Source organism: Acetomicrobium sp. (genome assembly GCF_059026225.1).
Genome location: NZ_JBWQOQ010000001.1, coordinates 34,774 through 50,946 on the forward strand (window position 1 = coordinate 34,774; position 16,173 = coordinate 50,946).

Annotated in this window: 14 protein-coding genes; 2 read left to right on the forward strand and 12 right to left on the reverse strand. The window is 47.4% G+C overall.

Annotation, left to right across the window (positions count from 1 at the left end; genetic code table 11):
- Window positions 1–4: 4 nt before the first annotated feature.
- From ssnA to AC5SXE_RS00230, 11 genes are all read right to left on the reverse strand, one after another.
- On the reverse strand, window positions 5–1,342 hold the full coding sequence (gene ssnA / locus AC5SXE_RS00180; protein WP_310846618.1) for a putative aminohydrolase SsnA: 1,338 nt from the start codon (window positions 1,340–1,342) through the stop codon (window positions 5–7).
- A gap of 89 nt (window positions 1,343–1,431) precedes the next feature.
- Window positions 1,432–1,914 (reverse strand): (2Fe-2S)-binding protein, encoded by a 483-nt coding sequence (locus AC5SXE_RS00185; protein ID WP_310846621.1) that lies wholly within the window; start codon window positions 1,912–1,914, stop codon window positions 1,432–1,434.
- Entirely contained in the window at window positions 1,907–2,782 is an 876-nt protein-coding gene (locus AC5SXE_RS00190) for an FAD binding domain-containing protein (RefSeq protein ID WP_310846626.1), read from the reverse strand. Before AC5SXE_RS00190 ends, AC5SXE_RS00185 begins: the two co-directional genes overlap by 8 nt.
- Window positions 2,779–5,067 carry a xanthine dehydrogenase family protein molybdopterin-binding subunit gene (locus AC5SXE_RS00195; protein WP_310846629.1) on the reverse strand — a complete coding sequence of 763 codons (2,289 nt, stop codon included), beginning with the start codon at window positions 5,065–5,067 and terminating at the stop codon, window positions 2,779–2,781. Before AC5SXE_RS00195 ends, AC5SXE_RS00190 begins: the two co-directional genes overlap by 4 nt.
- A gap of 71 nt (window positions 5,068–5,138) precedes the next feature.
- Window positions 5,139–6,230: a 4Fe-4S binding protein gene (locus AC5SXE_RS00200; RefSeq protein WP_303883930.1), complete on the reverse strand. Its 1,092-nt coding sequence runs from the start codon at window positions 6,228–6,230 to the stop codon at window positions 5,139–5,141.
- A 34-nt stretch (window positions 6,231–6,264) separates the two neighbouring features.
- The gene (locus AC5SXE_RS00205) at window positions 6,265–7,248 is read right to left on the reverse strand and encodes an ornithine carbamoyltransferase (RefSeq protein ID WP_303883932.1); all 984 of its coding nucleotides are present in this window, start codon (window positions 7,246–7,248) and stop codon (window positions 6,265–6,267) included.
- An 18-nt stretch (window positions 7,249–7,266) separates the two neighbouring features.
- Complete coding sequence (locus AC5SXE_RS00210; RefSeq protein ID WP_493916263.1) at window positions 7,267–8,472, reverse strand: YgeY family selenium metabolism-linked hydrolase; 1,206 nt, start codon at window positions 8,470–8,472, stop codon at window positions 7,267–7,269.
- Window positions 8,473–8,596: 124 nt separating this feature from the next.
- On the reverse strand, window positions 8,597–10,072 hold the full coding sequence (locus tag AC5SXE_RS00215) for a pyridoxal-phosphate dependent enzyme (RefSeq protein ID WP_493916264.1): 1,476 nt from the start codon (window positions 10,070–10,072) through the stop codon (window positions 8,597–8,599).
- Window positions 10,073–10,107: 35 nt separating this feature from the next.
- A complete protein-coding gene (gene thrC, locus AC5SXE_RS00220; protein ID WP_493916309.1) occupies window positions 10,108–11,193 on the reverse strand; it encodes a threonine synthase in 1,086 nt (361 codons plus the stop codon).
- Window positions 11,115–11,348: a hypothetical protein gene (locus tag AC5SXE_RS00225; RefSeq protein ID WP_493916265.1), complete on the reverse strand. Its 234-nt coding sequence runs from the start codon at window positions 11,346–11,348 to the stop codon at window positions 11,115–11,117. Before AC5SXE_RS00225 ends, thrC begins: the two co-directional genes overlap by 79 nt.
- Window positions 11,349–11,446: 98 nt before the next feature.
- The gene (locus AC5SXE_RS00230) at window positions 11,447–12,664 is read right to left on the reverse strand and encodes a YgeY family selenium metabolism-linked hydrolase (RefSeq protein ID WP_493916266.1); all 1,218 of its coding nucleotides are present in this window, start codon (window positions 12,662–12,664) and stop codon (window positions 11,447–11,449) included.
- A gap of 138 nt (window positions 12,665–12,802) precedes the next feature.
- Between AC5SXE_RS00230 and AC5SXE_RS00235 the strand changes: the two genes are divergently transcribed.
- Together AC5SXE_RS00235 and purE are read left to right on the forward strand one after the other, a co-directional pair.
- Entirely contained in the window at window positions 12,803–13,738 is a 936-nt protein-coding gene (locus AC5SXE_RS00235) for a LysR family transcriptional regulator (protein WP_493916267.1), read from the forward strand.
- Window positions 13,714–14,256, forward strand: a complete 543-nt coding sequence (gene purE / locus AC5SXE_RS00240) for a 5-(carboxyamino)imidazole ribonucleotide mutase (RefSeq protein ID WP_493916268.1) — start codon at window positions 13,714–13,716, stop codon at window positions 14,254–14,256. The genes AC5SXE_RS00235 and purE overlap by 25 nt, the downstream gene beginning before the upstream one ends.
- Window positions 14,257–14,494: 238 nt before the next feature.
- On the opposite strand, the gene glyA is transcribed toward purE, so the two are convergent.
- Complete coding sequence (glyA, locus tag AC5SXE_RS00245) at window positions 14,495–15,769, reverse strand: serine hydroxymethyltransferase (protein WP_493916269.1); 1,275 nt, start codon at window positions 15,767–15,769, stop codon at window positions 14,495–14,497.
- Window positions 15,770–16,173: the final 404 nt, after the last annotated feature.

A 16,173-nucleotide genomic window follows, 5' to 3' on the forward strand; every position in this document is an offset into this window, starting at 1 on the left:
GCTTTCAACTCCTTTTGCTCCAGTAGCTTTCTGCTACCCTTTTGGCTTCAGACATCACGTGGCTTTCATCCATGGTGACCAAGACGTGATCTTCGACCACCACTTTCCCGTCCACAATGACGGTGTTTACGGCGTTATCTCTGATGCCAAATATGAGATGTCCCAAAAAGTTTTGAGGTATCAAGGGCGTTGGCGGAAAGTAATCAAGAATCACCAGATCAGCAGCGGCCCCTTCTTTTATAACTCCCATGGGCTTGCCAAAGTGTTCGGAAAATATGGAAGCGTTTGACTCGAAAAGCATCTTTGCCGTCTCAGTCCAACCTACGGTCGGATCTCGCCGTTCGTGTTTATGTATTATGTAAGCGACCTTGGCCGACTCCAGCATCGAAGGGGTATAACCATCAGTACCTAGTCCTACGTTTACGCCCTTTGCAATCATCCCCACGACGTTTGGCACGCCGACGGCGTTGTTCATGTTGGACTCCGGATTATGAACGACATTTACGCCACATTTTGCCAAAAGATCGATTTCGGGCTCGTCTATGTGCACCCCGTGAATGGCAAGGCTTCCAGTAGTTAAAACCCCGAGCTCGTACAACCTGTCCGTTACACCCTTGTAACCCCTTTCCCTGGCATCGGTCACGTCCGCGAGACCTTCTGCCAAGTGAAAGTGAAAGGGCACGTCCAGGTCTTCTGCCTCTCTCACGCAGCGCCTTACGGTCTCATCTTCCAGCGTGAAAGATGCATGCAGCCCGAACATTGCCCGCACAAAGGGATCGTTTTTGTTCTTTTTTATGAATCTGACGTTTTCAGCGATGGAGGTGTCCCTCGCCTTTGGGCCCCAACGGTCTGAAACCTCAAAGCAAAGCGATCCTTTAAGCCCTATGTCACGCAAGGCTTTCTCCAAAACGTCCAAGCTCCCATCGATCATGCCAAATGAAGCGTGATGATCCAGCAGGGCGGTGGTACCGCATTTAACAGATTCTATGGCACCTATCAGGGCGCTGTAGTAAAGTTCTTCTTCAGTCGCGAGGTCTTTATCCATACTCCACCAAAGCCGTTCTAAGATCTCCTTAAACGTCTTTGGCGAGGGGCCTGCTATGGACATGCCTCGAGCAAAGGTACTGTAAAAATGCATGTGAGCGTTTAGCAAACCCGGCATCACGAGCCTACCGCCCAAGTCTTTTACAGTTACGCCTTCCCCATTACCATATTTTGCAAGGATATCGCCGCTTTTCCCCACCGCAGCTATAGTGTCACCATCGATGACCACAGCACCGTCTTCTATTACCCTGCAGTCTTCACCTAGGGTTACAATTGTTCCGCCTTTTAATATCAGCATTTCTATCCCTCCTTTCTGACTCCTAACTGCTAAATTTATCTAATTTGGGCAAACAAAAACAAATTTAAGTGCTTAAGAAGCTTCTATGTTTAATGTGAAGCAGCTTGAAGCTCATTCGCTGCACTTTCTATGGCCTCGATGATCTGCTCGTACCCCGTGCAACGGCACAAATTTCCTTCTATGGCGGTTTTTATCTCTTCTCTGGTCGGGTTTGGGTTTTTGTCGAGCAAGGCCTTGGCGGACATGAGCATGCCAGGAGTGCAAAAACCGCACTGAATGGCGTGATGTTGTATGAAAGCTTCCTGCAGCGGATGAAGACGTCCGTCAACCTCTAAGCCCTCGACGGTTAAAACCTCGCTTCCATCGACTTGTGCCGTCAGAATCAAGCAGGAATGTACCGCCTCGCCGTCAAGGATAACCGTGCAAGCGCCACATTCTCCCACGCCGCAGCCTTCTTTCGTACCGGTAAGGTGAAGACGCTCCCGAAGCGTATCGATTAATCTCTCCTTTGGTCCTACCTCAAGGCGATGTTTTGCCCCGTTTACGGTAATGTTAACTTCGATCTTACTCATCGACCTTCGCCTCCTGGAAAATCGACTCTAATGCCCTTTTGACCAAGCTCGCTAAAGCCACACGCTTGTAAGGCGTGGACCAGCGAACGCCCGTAAAGGAGACCATCTCTTCACTTGCAAGTTCCCCTATCTCGGCCGGATCGATGTCTTTTATGTCTTTGCCTGAAATGGCTTCTTCCACCTTTCCAAAACGTATCGGATAGGCCGTCGCCGCACCGGGCACGACCCTTGGATCAAAAATAGTGCCGTCATTTATGCCTAAAAGGATGGCCAAATTTAGGCGGGCTATGTTCATGGCTTTCCTTCTTCCTATCTTTTGGAAGTTCCCCAGATAGTCTTCGTTGACAAGTGGAATGTGCACCTCAGTCATGAGTTCGTCACTTTGGCGATTTGTCTTGTAGGGACCAGCCAAAAATTCTTCCAATGACATGGTCCTTTCGCCCCTGACAGAACACAGTTTAACTTGTGCCTTTAAGGCGATGAGTGGAGGAAGCAAATCGGCAGCTGGAGAAGCATTATTGATATTTCCTCCAATCGTGCCCCTGTTTCTAATCTGAGGAGAGCCAATGGTCTTGGCAGCTGAGGCCAGTAAGGGGAAGTGTTGCTCAATGATGGGAGATTCGATCAAAGAGGTATGGGTCAACAAAGCTCCCAATACTACACGGTCTCGCTCTTTTTCTATGAATTCAAGTTCTTTTAAACCGCTTATGTCCAATAAACGTTTAAATCCCTTAGCCCTGACATTTTCCTTTCTAATATCGACAATCAAGTCAGTCCCGCCGGCAATGGCCTTGACGTCTTCATAATTGCCGAGGAAATCTAGGGCTTCCTTTAAAGAACGCGCCTTTATAAATTCGTAGTCAATCATTTCTTGCCACGCCCCTTCTTTAAGGGATAGCCCAAAAGCACCCTCTCTAAGTTCAAGGGCAAGGATCTGATCCTCTTGCCCGTTGCCTGTGCTATGGCGTTGGCTATGGCAGCAGCTCCAAGTTCAAGCGTAGGTTCACCTATGGACTTTGCACCGTACGGTCCGTCCGGATCGGGATTTTCGACGATGATAGGAATGATCGTAGGCATATCCTTGGAAGTCGGCATCAAATAATTATCGAAATTCAAGTTTAAGATATAGCCTTCGTCAATTTCCACTTCTTCCAAGATGCCATATCCCAGTCCCATCATCACTCCTCCGTATATTTGGCCCTTCAACATCTCCGGGTTAATCGCCCTGCCTACGTCATGGGCGGCTGCCATGTTCAACACCGTCACCTCTCCCGTTCCCATATCAACTTCGACCTCTGCCATCTGACAGGCGTAGACGTATGTAAAATAGGGATTTCCCTTTCCCGCCTCCTCGTCCCAGTGAATGCTTGGCGCTACATACCAGCCCACATGGGACAGCTGAACGCCCGCCCAGAAAGCCTTGTTGGCAGCTTCTGCAAAGGAAATCAATTTCTTGCCGTCCAAGGTAAATAAATAGTCGTCTTCAAAGACGAGATCACTTGAGGATAAACCAAACTGATCGGCTACAAACTTTGATAAGGCATCTTTTGCCCTTCTGGCGGCATTTAAGACGGCGTTTCCTCCCACCAAGGTGGAACGAGATGCCACGGTGGAGCCACTGTCGGGGGAAATCAAGGTATTGGCTTCTAAAAAAGTTACGTGCTTCATGCCCACTCCAAGCTCTTCGGCAGCAATTTGACAGAAGACGGTCTTCAATCCCTGACCGTTTTCAGCCAAACCACTGTAAAGGTAAACGCTTCCATCCTTTTGAATCGACAAAACAGCACCGGCAGCGTCCACTGCCTCAGCGCCCAGGCTGCAGCCTCTGTAACTTATGGCCATGCCTATGCCCCTTCGGGTATCTCCGCTTTGTGGTTTGCTGTATCTTTTATATTTTTCCTCGAAATCAATGGCCTTAGCCGCCTTTTCTATGACCTCAGCCAGGCTCACTTCGTGGCGATCCAATTTTTGGCCGCTTGCCGTTACAGAACCGTTCCTCAAGATGTTTTTCATGCGAATCTCAAGGGGACTTAACCCCAGCTCCTGGGCAAGCTCATCCATTAGAGACTCGTTTGCAAATATCACCTGGGGAGAGCCGTAACCGCGCATGGCTCCCGTGTAGACGTTATTGGTGTAATAACCATAGGTATCGGTTTTAACGTGAGGTACTTCGTAGGGTCCGGTCGCCTGAACGACAGACCTCCAGGGAACGAAGGGGGTTTGGCAGGCATAAGCTCCACCATCTGCTACTACTTCAATTTCCATGGCCAAAAGCCTTCCGTCTTTCGTGGCTCCGATCTTGTATTTCATCTTATAGGGATGCCTTTTGTAGCTTTCTACAATGGACTCTTCTCTGGTGTTTACCATCTTCACAGGCCTGTTTGTCTTTAAAGCCAAAATGGCAGCCCTGCAAGCCATGGAAGATACGACCTCGTCTTTTCCGCCGAAACTGCCTCCTATGTGGTTTTGAACGATCCTTATCTCGCTCAAACCAGCCTTTAGACACCTTGCAACGGCATCCCTCGTGGCAAATATATTTTGCACTGAACCGTAAACCGTCACCAAGCTCCCGTTCTCGTGAGGCACAGCAACTACCGCTTCAGGTTCCAGATAGCCGTGTTCGACAAACTGCGTATCGTATTCCCTATTTAAAATCACGTCTGAGTCGGCAAAACCTTTATTTACGTCGCCCTTCCTCAGTTTGTGGTGTATTATCTCGTTATCCCTGCGGTCTGGATGAATTGGACTCTCATTTTTAGCCTCGATTGGACAAAATACGCCCGGGATCTCTTCGTATTCAACTTCGATGGCCTCTAAGGCCCTGGCAGCGATTTCTATAGATTCAGCTGCCACCATGGCTATCCCATCACCTATGTAATAAACACGCTCCTTTGCCAAGATCTGTTGGTCTTGGATTATGACGCCTATTTCGTTACAAGGGACGTCTTCAGCCGTCATGACCGCCCATACGCCCGGAAGGGAACGCGCCCTTTCGACGTTTATTTTCTTTATTTTGGCCGAAGGATACCTTGCCCGGAGCACCTTACCGTACAACATGCCGGCAAACTGAAGGTCAGCTCCGTACTTCGCCCTTCCCGTCACCTTTTCGTAGGCATCAATCCTCTCTACAGGTTTATTTACTGTACTAAACATCTCTTTTCCCCCTCTAGCCTCGCTTTGGCCCTGTGGCCGTATGCCTATGCCTACAGGGCTAAAGCAGGTGTTCAAGACAGCGTAATGGCACCGACGGGACAACGCGTATAGCAGAGCCCGCATCCAAAACAGGCATCAGGGGTGACTTCGGCCTTACCGGAAGGTCCTACGGCTATAGCGTAATACAGACATGACTCCTCGCATCGGTGACATCCGGTGCATTTTTCCTCGTTCACGTTAGGTGTCACTTTGACAAGGGGTTCTTTTCTCGTCGACCACTTTTTGGCGGTTAACCCCTTTATTTCTTCAAGGGAAGAGTAGCCATGTTCGTCCAGCCACTTTGACGCTTCTTGCGCGATCCTCTTGAAGGCCTTGGGACCTTCTACGATCGCTTGGGTGCATATTTGCACTGCCGAAGCACCGACCATAAACATTTCAACAACGTCCTCACCAGTTGAGACCCCTCCTACCCCTATGACTGGTATGGAAACGGCCTGCGATAGCTCAAATACGTGGCGAAGCGCTATTCCTTTGATAGCAGGTCCAGAGACCCAACCGTAACCGTCGCTGCTTCCCATGTAGGGCAAGCCCGTCTTTAAATCTATTCTCAAAGCCGGCCCCACCGAATTGATGGCAGCCAAAGCATCCACCCCGACTTCTTCGAGCCTTCTTCCCAGCTCGGCCAAATCCGGAACACCTGGACTCACCTTTACGATAATCGGTTTTTTGGTAGATCTACGAGCTGCCGTAATAGTATTTAATACCGGCGTAATATCGCGGCCAACGTAGTGGGTTGATATCTCAAAGGCATCGGCAAAAGGCTCCGTCTTTGGGATAAGATCGGAAAGTTCTTCAGCTGTGTATCCCATCCCCACTATTATTGGGACGGGCAATGCGGAAATCCTTTCATATTCATTCTCAAGCCAGTATTCCGGAGAATGTTCGGACCAAAGCTCTGCGTTTATGAAGCTTTCCTTAAAGGCAGCCATACAGGGACGAGGCACATCGGCAGCCTTTACCGATATGGTCTTCGTGACGACGCCGCCTGCTCCGCCTTCAACCATTCTTTTGATGGTCTCGTAATTTCTTGAAGGAGGTCCCGCAGCGACGATCAAGGGATTTTCAAATTCCATCCCAGCTATATTTACTTTCAAGTTTGCCATATTTTCCCCCTCCTCTAAGGGCAAAGTAAATACTTTACTTCCCTCCCATGGTCAAGGTCATTACCGCCTTGGCCGTGTGTATCCTATTTTCTGCCTCATCAAAAACGATGGAGTGAGGCCCGTCTATGACCGAATCTTCAACCTCGTTTTTGCGATCTGCCGGTAGGGCATGCATGTACATGACGTCGGGGTCAGCAAGGCTCATCATCTTTTCGGTACACTTCCAATGTTTGTTGGCTTCTAATCGAGGGTTGATAACTTCCGGATCGGGATTGGTTACCCAGTCTCCCCAGTTTTTGGGGATCACCACGTGTGCTCCTTCGTAAGCCTCTTCCTGGTTATGCGTGATTCTAAGACTTCCGCCGTTTGCTTTGGCGTTTTCTTCGGCTTGCTTTATGGCCCAATCGGGCATATCGTAGCCTTCCGGATAAGCCAGGGTCACATCCATGCCATACCTGGGGAAGAGTAAAATTTGGCTCAAGGGCACAGATATCGGCTTTTTATGAGTAGTAGCGTAAGCCCAAATTACGGAAACCTTAAGCCCTTGGGTGTCTTTTACCTTTTCTTTTATCGTCATGAGATCGGCCAAGACCTGCATCGGGTGGTATAAGTCGCATTGTAAGTTCATGACAGGAACTGTGGCCCACTCAGCCATCTCGCGGAGATATTTGTTGCCGATGTCCCAAAAACAATTACGGCAGGCTATGCCGTGGCCGAAGCGGGAAAGTATTATGGCCGTATCCTTGGCCGATTCGCCGTGTGCGATCTGCATGGTACTCGTGTCCAAGTAATTGGCATGCCCTCCTAACTGAGCGATGCCGGCCTCCATGGAGTTTCTCGTGCGCGTTGACTGCTCAAAGAACATCAAAAATATGGTCTTATATAAAAGGTAAGGCGTTGGAACTCCCATGGCGAAATGTCTTTTAAGCTCGAAAGAAACATCTAGAAGCGTATCTATTTCTTCCTTAGTCCACTCCTGAAGAGTTATAAAATGTTTATTTCGAAATTGTGTTTGCATATTTTTACCCCCCTCATTCTAGCTTTTCATGTTTGAATAAACGTAAGGCACGGCGGCGTAAAGAGCCGCTGCCTTTACCAACTCATCCTTCCAGGTGACTTCGTTTGGAGCATGAGACTGCTCCTCGTGTCCCGGGCCAAAACCCACACAGGGGATGCCGTAACGTCCCATGATGGAAACGCCATTTGTCGAAAAAGTCCACTTGTCCACTAGGGGATCTTCGCCGAAAAGTTTTCTATGAGCCTCAACGAGCGTCCTGCAAGCTATGTGATCTTCCTCCACCACCCATGCAGGGAAATAGCAATCCGTAGGATACACCAATCCTTTCCACGATGGACGCGCGTAAGAATAAAGAGACACATCAGCCGAAGAAGCTTTAACTCCAGGAAGCCTCCTTACTTGATTTAAAGCCTCTTCCCAGGTTTCTCCTCTAGTTAGGCGTCTGTCAATGGAAATGGCGCAGCTATCGGCAACGGCACATCTCGACGGGGAGGTAAAGAAAATTTCCGATACCGTCAGGCTGCCTCGGCCCAAGAATTCATCGTAGCCAAGATTTTCGTGCAGGGCCCTGAGCTCAAGTATGATGGGAGCCATCTTGTAAATGGCGTTATCTCCCCTTTCTGGAGCCGAACCGTGACAAGACACACCTTTGGTCGCAACTTTAATCTCCATCCTGCCCCGTTGACCCCTGTAAACCCTGCATGCGGTTGGCTCGGTCAACAATACGAACTCGGGCCTTATTTTGTTCTCTTCGATGATGTACTGCCAGCAAAGTCCGTCGCAGTCTTCTTCTTGTACCGTGCCCGTTACGAGCACAGTGCAATCGCCAAGCAATCCTAACTCCTTCATGATCTTTGCTCCGTAGACCATCGAGGCCATGCCGCCTTTTTGGTCACTAGCCCCTCTTCCGCCAATTCGTTCTTCGTCCTCGAATCCTTCGTAAGGATCGAAGGTCCAAAGAGAAGGATCTCCCACATCGACCGTATCTATGTGACCATCCATGGCAATCAGCTTAGGACCATTTCCAACGTATCCAAGTATGTTTCCCATGGGGTCAATATCTATCCTGTCAAAACCCACCTTTTCCATTTCTTGAGCAATCCTATTTACAACCGCCCCTTCATTGGAGCTTTGGCTTGGAAGAGCAATGATGTCCCTTAAAAACTTACTGATAAGAGGCCTGTAGCTTTCAGCCTTTCTAAGTATCTCTTCTCTCAGTTCCACGTCGATCCCCCCTTTTTTACTAATCACTTAAAAATAGCATAGCTTCGCGAAGAAAGAGACATGATACAAATCAAAATGGACAACACAATCATCGATTGTTATTGCAGCCCCCTCTAAGGCGATTTCATTTAAGCTCTTTCAAAAGGCCTGTCCTTTCGTTAAACTTTTCGATTAGCTCGTCTATTTTAGGCGTCACCTTGGGAATGTTTTCCCAGTAGTTTTCGTAATCGTACCATTGAGCATTCAGTTCATCCGGACATTTTCCCTGTTGCTCTATCCAGGTGTAGTACTTGAGGTTGTGAATGCGGAACCTGTCGTAATAAGAAAGCTCGAGCATCCAATCTGTGGTCTGAGAGAGCATGTAGGCGTGAAGGTCCTTTTCTGCCAGTTGTTTGTCGTAAGGACCCTCTGCTTCTCTCATTTCTTCTACCCTTGAGTGGTACATTTCGGCTGAATCGGTGAAGACTGTCAATATTATGTCTTTTTCGGTGAGATCATAGTATTTCGCCATCTTCACTGCGCCAATGACATTTGCTATGCCCGATATCCCAAGAAGCGAGAGGTTGTCCGTTACTTCGCGTGGAACACCCACTGAGTTTAGGTATTCTCTCCCAGCATCTTCGTTAAAAAGCCTCAGCAGGCGCAGACAGGCTTCGTCATCTATGTCGACAACCATATCGGTATTTTTAACGTTATGTATCCATGGGACATGCTTGTCGCCTATGCCTTCGATCCTGTGATCGCCGAAACCGTTGTAAAGGAGGGTCGGGCATTGTTTAGCTTCGCAAACGGCAATTTTGCTTTGAGGGAAAACTTTTTTTAGATAATCGCCGCTTCCAAGCGTCCCGGCGGAGCCTGAGGTCAAGGAGACGCCAAAGTATTTATCTTCAGGCTTCATGATTTCTGCCAATACTTCTTCCATGGCACTGCCGGTTACCTCGTGATGCCAGAGGTAGTTTCCAAATTCTTCGAATTGGTTAAATACCACTACGTCTTCTCTGGTGCGTTTCAATTCCCAAGATTTGTCAAATATCTCTTTGACGTTGCTTTCGCCACCGGGCGTAGTTATGATTTCCCCGGCAACGCTTTTGAGCCATTCAAACCTTTCCCTGCTCATCCCCTCAGGGAGTATGGCGATAGAGTCACAACCTAAAAGTTGAGAGTTGTAAGCCCCGCCCCTGCAATAATTTCCAGTAGAAGGCCATACCGCTTTTTGAGAGGTCGGGTCGAATTGTCCTGTTACGAGGCGAGGAACGAGACAACCGTAAGTGGCGCCAACTTTATGAGCACCTGTAGGAAACCACTTGCCGACCAAAGCCACGATCTTCGCTTTGACGCCCGTAATTTCGCTCGGCATCACAAAGTAGTTGACTTTCCCGAAAGTTCCACCCTTTTCTTTGGGTTCGTTCTTCCAGGTTATGCGAAAGAGGTTAAGTGGATTTACATCCCAAAGACCTACTTCCTTAAGTTTCTCCTTAATGGCTTGTGGAATCTTCGTCGGATCCTTCATCTGTTCAAAGGTAGGAAGAATGATGCCCCTCTCTTTCGCCCTTTCTACGGCCTTTTTTAAAACTTCTTCGTTAATGGTGAGGTCTATCAATTTCGCTCTCTCCTTTTGTTTATATTTAGTTTTGTTTAACTCATTGAATCGAGGATACAGCTTACTGCCTCAAGCGTCGGCTTGACGACGAAAGGACTGCCGGCAGCTTTTCTTGCGCTCTCTGAATCCTTCAAGCCATTGCCCGTGACGATCACGGCTATCCTCTCGTCGCCTTTCAACTCATGGCTTTGAGCGTACTTCAAAAGTCCGGCAAAACTGGCGACGCCTGCGGGTTCTCCAAATACCCCCGTGGTGCGGGCAAGCAACCTCATGGCCTCTAATATCTCTTCATCGGTAACAGTGAGCATATCACCTCCTGAGTTTCTTACGGCGCGAAGCGCCTTGGCCCAGTTTCGAGGTTCTCCTACGGCGATGCTATCTGCCAAGGTATTGGTCTTTTCCTTGGCTATAAAATTTTTTCCTCCTATAAATGCCTTATATATGGGAGCTGCGCCTTCGGCTTGAACTCCTATGAGCTCCGGCATTTCATCTATGAGGCCAATTTGTTTCAGGTCGTAGAAGCCCTTGTAAAAGCTGCTTATTATGCAGCCGTCGCCCACGGAAACAAAGACTTTGTCGGGAAGATCAAAGGAGAGCTCTTCAGCCAATTCAAGCGCGCACGTTTTTTTACCCTCGACCAGGTAAGGATTTATGGCGCTGTTTCTGTTATACCAACCATAAGTTTCAATTGCCTTCGAGGCCAACCGGAAGGCATCTTCGTAAGTTTCTTTGACCAAAAATACCTTAGCCCCGTATATCAAAAGTTGAGTTACTTTATTTATGGGAGCTTTTTCCGGGACAAATATGTAGCAATCAAGGCCGCCAACGGCAGCACACCCTGCCAGCGAACTTGCGGCGTTTCCAGTAGAAGCACATGAAATTGACGTTGCGCCCGCCTCTTTTGCCTTCGCTACCCCTATAAAGCTCGCCCTGTCTTTAAAAGAAGCCGTGGGGTTTCTGCCATCGTCTTTTATTAAGACTTGTTTTACTCCAAGTTTTTTTGCCCAAAATGAGCTTTCATACAGGGGGGAACATCCGACCTTTAGGTTCGGGAAAAAGAGAGATCGCTTATGGGAAGAAGGTCTATATAACGCGAGATGCTTTTTTCCTTTCTTTGAGATAAAGCTTCCTGAGTGAACTTGCCCTTTATTTCCCCGTAATCATATAAAACGTCTAAAGTGCCGTCAGGTCCGCAGTCCGTGCAGGTGAAAGTGTCACTTTCAGGGTCAAACTCTTTTCCGCAAAGGACGCATTTTAACTTCTTTACTAGGGCCACGATCAATACCTCCTTTTTCGGTGCCTTTCGAACTAGATAACGACCATCTGATTTAACCGCTCATTCAAAGAACTCATCGATGCAATGGCAAATGAAGGCTATCCTTCAAGAAAAGATGCAGCTATTGACATATACCCTTGCGTGGCCTTTATGAGCTGATCTACGTCTAGGCGCTCATCTTTGGTGTGAGCCAGCTTTTCCTCCGAGGGACCAAAGCTTATGGTCGGAATGCCCTTTATTCCTCCATAATAACAGCCATTCGTGCCAAAGCCGGACTCAGATAAAGAAGGATCCATCCCCGCCGAGCGCAAGCCCCTCAAAGCTTTTTCAACGAGCTCTTCGCTTTCCTCAAAAAACCAGCCCGAAGCAAAATGTTTGACCCTGATGCGCTTTCCGGTAAAACATTCCACGTAATCCTCTGAGATTCTTACGTCAGCGTTAATATCAGGATCGATGTCCCTTGCAAGCGATATCAGGCGCGAAATTTCCTCCAGGACTTGCCCTTCCGTCTCTCCACTCAAAAGCCTCCTGTCGAAGGTGGCAACGCACCTGTCGGGCAAAACGCTAGTTCCAGAAGAAGGCGAGGTCGTCAAATCGGTTAAAACCATGATCCCGTCGCCAAGCAAGTAATGGCGCGGTGGCAAAAAATGTTGCCTAATATAAGAAAGGAGAAAAACCATCTTTTCTGCGGCGTTTACTCCCGAAAGCGGAAGAGAGGTGTGGGCACTTTTACCTTGAACCTCGATGATAAGCTCCGCCCTTCCGCGCTGGCCCCTTTTGATGTTCAAATTCGACGCCTCTCCTATGACCACTCCGTCAGGTTCAAAAAGCTCATGCACCTTGGAGGAGGCCACTCCTTCGGCTACTTCCTGGTTAACGACACAGGCTACGGCCAATTCGCCGCTTAGGCCTAAAAATTTGGCATGTCTTTTGAGCTCGGAACCGGCTATGATCATCGCGGCTAAGCTTCCCTTAGCGTCGACGGCACCTCTGCCGCAAAGATAACCATTATTTACTACCCCTCCGTAAGGATAAAAGGACCATTCTATGGCGTCTCGAACATCGACGTGATCCATTTGAGACTCAAAAAGCAGACGCTTTCCCCCGGGATTTAGCATTTGCCTTCCAACGACATTCCCCATATCGTCCATAGTAACTATATCGTAACCAAGCGTTTTTAGGAGGTCTGACAAGAAATGAGCAATTTTTTCTTCCCTGCCTGAGGTGCTTGGAATGCTTACTAATTTGGAGCATAACTCAACTACCGTCTGAGGTGAGACTTGGCACATAACTTCTTGAAGGGTTTCTTGCTTCAACATAATAACCTCACCGCTATGATAATCGATTATTGGTTTCTATTATACTAGAATTTATTTAAGTTACAATTAATATTTATTTCTGATATACTTTAGGCATACCTTATTAGATGATCAGACAAAGGGGGATTTTTAAAAATGACCCTACAGCAGCTGCGAACCTTTCTTGCCGTTTGCGATGAAATGTCCATTACTGGCGCGGCTTCAAGGCTTTTCATCACACAATCCGCCGTGAGCCAACAGATAAAGGCGCTTGAAGAAGAATTTGAAATAAAGCTTTTTGATAAAAGGGGAAGGCGCATATGTATCACATCCGACGGGAAGGTCTTTTTTGAAATAGCTAAAAAGATCATCGAAAAGACGGACTCAATAGCCGACAAGCTTAAGGCAACCAAGAGCTTGGAAGTAGGAAGCCTAAATTTGGCCAGCACCCATCATCTGGCACAATATCTTCTCATGAAGCCCTTGATAGAATTTCATAAAAGGCACCCCAAAATAGATTTGACGCTACAATCGTTGGACGCACATGAGATAAGGTCCGCCGTCGAAGCAAAGGCCGTCGACATAGGGTTCGTTCCAGATGGAACGTCGATTCTGTCGCCCTTCCTCAACATAACCAGGATATACGAAGACCGCATGGCCTTAATCGCCTGGCCAGAACATCCCTGGAGGAAAAAGGACAAAATAAATCCTTCCCAGTTAGATGGAACACGCTTTGTCTTTGCTTCGACGCCATCAAGCATCAACGATATCGCCGTAACTTTTTTAAAAAGACATCGTATAAACATAGAAACCTTCATAGACCTAGGCAATATTGACCTGCTCAAAGAGGCGGTAAGACACCGAGTAGGCCTTGCTTTAACCAGCAAACTCGCGATACAAGAAGACATCTTGCGGGGCAGTCTCGTGGAACTTCCTCTTGCAGGAGTGGATGAATTGAGCTTTAATTTTCTCATGTTGACCCACAAATACGAAGAACCTAGCTATGCCTCATGGGCCTTTCAAAAAATTCTTAAAAGCCATTTAACCAAAACCAAGGAGGAAAGAAAATGGGAAAGCCACTCATTGGGATAGTAATGGGATCAAATTCCGATGTAGAATACTTAAAGGGAGCTTTTGATATCTTAAATGAATTGGGCGTTTCCTTCGAGGTGACCATCGCATCGGCACATAGGACCCCTGAAGACGTCATGAGCTACGCCAAAAATGCAAGGGACCGCGGCATCAAGGTAATCCTGGCGGCTGCTGGTTTATCTGCAGCTCTTCCTGGGGTCTTAGCTGCCAATACCTCACTTCCCGTAATAGGTCTTCCCTTAGAGGTTGGACCGCTAAAGGGAATTGATGCTCTTCTTTCGATCGCACAAATGCCTTCCGGGGTCCCTGTTGCAACCGTAGGAATAGGACAAGCAGTTAACGCCGCTTTGCTGGCTATACAAATCCTTTCAACATGCGACGAATCATGGGGAGAGAAAATTACCGAATATCGTGACAAATCCTCCAAAAAGGTGTTAGAGGCACGAAAAAATTTAGGCGAGCTGCCAACAGCACCACCTGAAGCTTTTTACTTGAAGACTCGCCATGGACTTGATTAGGATTTACTAAACAATTTTATATAGAACTGTACAGACAACAGGTAATCAGGTAATAATGAAGAAAAATCTAAAGTATAAAATAGTGACTGTGCGCCCAAAATACAGAAGGACTAATCTTGAGTTTCTTAGCGACACAACTCACAACTAAAGATGTTTCTAAAGATGCCTCTTATGATTTGGCTTTATCTGACAAAGGTCCGATACCGATCTAGACATCGGACCTTTGTCTTAATTTTATTTAACCCCAGGGATTGCTGAGCTCTGGATAAAGCGGGAAGAAGCGAACTAACTCTTTGACTTCCTTGCGCACTCTTTCTTTTTCAGCTTCGTCATCGGGATGAGACAAGGCCCTGTCGATCAGTTCGGCTACGATATCCATCTCTTTTTCTTTCATTCCTCTAGTGGTTAGAGCAGGCGTTCCTATACGAATGCCACTCGTAATCATCGCCTTTTCGGGATCAAAGGGGATCATGTTTTTATTTACAGTTATGCCCACGCTTTCCAGGACTTTTTCTGCTTCCTTGCCCGTTATGTTTTTGCTCCGCAGATCAACGAGCATCATGTGGTTATCAGTGCCCCCGGATACAAGCCTGAAGCCCCGCTCGCTAAGACCTTTAGCCAAAGCTTTGGCATTAGCGACGATCTGTTTAGCATATTCTTTAAACTCGGTCTGCATTGCAAGCTTAAAACATACGGCCTTCGCCGCTATGACATGCATGAAGGGTCCGCCCTGAGTGCCCGGGAAAACCGTTCGATCAAGTTGGGCACCGTAATTTTCTTTACACAAGATCAAGGCTCCGCGCGGCCCCCGCAAGGTCTTATGAGTGGTTGTGGTAACAAAATCGGCGTAAGGAACGGGACTTGGATGGACACCACCGGCAACAAGACCTGCAATATGGGCCATATCTACCATTAAAATGGCGTCAACTTCCCTGGCAATATTTTGGAATCGCTCGAAATCGATAAACCTGGGATAGGCGCTTGCTCCCGCTACTATGACTTTGGGCTTGTGTTCTTTGGCGAGAGCCTCAACAGCATCGTAATCTATCGTTTCAGTGTCAGGCTTGACCCCATAAGGCACTATTTTGTACCACTTGCCAGTAAAATTAAGTGGATGTCCGTGAGAAAGATGGCCACCCTGGTCTAAGTTCATGGCCAAAAGCGTATCGCCTGGTTCCATGACAGAAAAATAAACGGCCATGTTGGCCTGCGTTCCCGAGTGCGGCTGAACGTTTGCATGTTCGGCGCCAAAAAGTTCGCATGCGCGCTTTATGGCCAATTCCTCTATATTTTCTACAAATTCGCAACCGCCATAATACTTTTTGTGAGGATAACCTTCTGCGTATTTATTGGTGAGCACAGAACCTTGGGCTTGAAGGATCGACAGGGGGACAAAATTTTCCGATGCAATTAGCTCTAAACCATCGCGCTGCCTCGCTAACTCGCCTTCCATCATCCCGCAAATTTGGGGATCAACTTGGGTCAACGATGAAATTAAACTCTTTTCGATCATTTTCCTCCTCCTTAATAAAGGCTTTCTTTTACCATGCAGTCTCGCAAGGAGAGCAATGTACGCTTCACATATTATTTTAGAGCTTTATCCTTTAAGAAACAATTCATAATACCTTCTGCTGTACTGTAGAAAAATCTAATATAAATATTTATCCCGCATTTGCCTTCCCTTCAAGGGAGTTTAATCCTGCAGCAGCCAGCACCTCGCGGTTACTTGGCGCCATTTTCAAAAAGTCGGAAATTTAGGATAGTTAATTTCGATCACCCCTTCTAAATTTTATTATATATTTATGTGATAGATGTAACATCATGCAATCTGAGCAAACAGACCCATTTCTAACTTGCCCAAAACCTTTTGCACAAACTTCTATTTATAATCAATACGCATGACGGACAATAAAAAGG

Excerpts from the sequence above, each read along its gene's own strand:
- AC5SXE_RS00185 (WP_310846621.1), bottom strand. The coding sequence starts at position 1,914 with ATGAGTAAGATCGAAGTTAACATTACCGTAAACGGGGCAAAACATCGC.
- AC5SXE_RS00190 (WP_310846626.1), bottom strand. The coding sequence starts at position 2,782 with ATGATTGACTACGAATTTATAAAGGCGCGTTCTTTAAAGGAAGCCCTA.
- ssnA (WP_310846618.1), bottom strand. The coding sequence starts at position 1,342 with ATGCTGATATTAAAAGGCGGAACAATTGTAACCCTAGGTGAAGACTGC.
- AC5SXE_RS00205 (WP_303883932.1), bottom strand. The coding sequence starts at position 7,248 with ATGCAAACACAATTTCGAAATAAACATTTTATAACTCTTCAGGAGTGG.
- glyA (WP_493916269.1), bottom strand. The coding sequence starts at position 15,769 with ATGATCGAAAAGAGTTTAATTTCATCGTTGACCCAAGTTGATCCCCAA.
- AC5SXE_RS00235 (WP_493916267.1), top strand. The coding sequence starts at position 12,803 with ATGACCCTACAGCAGCTGCGAACCTTTCTTGCCGTTTGCGATGAAATG.
- AC5SXE_RS00200 (WP_303883930.1), bottom strand. The coding sequence starts at position 6,230 with ATGGCAAACTTGAAAGTAAATATAGCTGGGATGGAATTTGAAAATCCC.
- AC5SXE_RS00195 (WP_310846629.1), bottom strand. The coding sequence starts at position 5,067 with ATGTTTAGTACAGTAAATAAACCTGTAGAGAGGATTGATGCCTACGAA.
- purE (WP_493916268.1), top strand. The coding sequence starts at position 13,714 with ATGGGAAAGCCACTCATTGGGATAGTAATGGGATCAAATTCCGATGTA.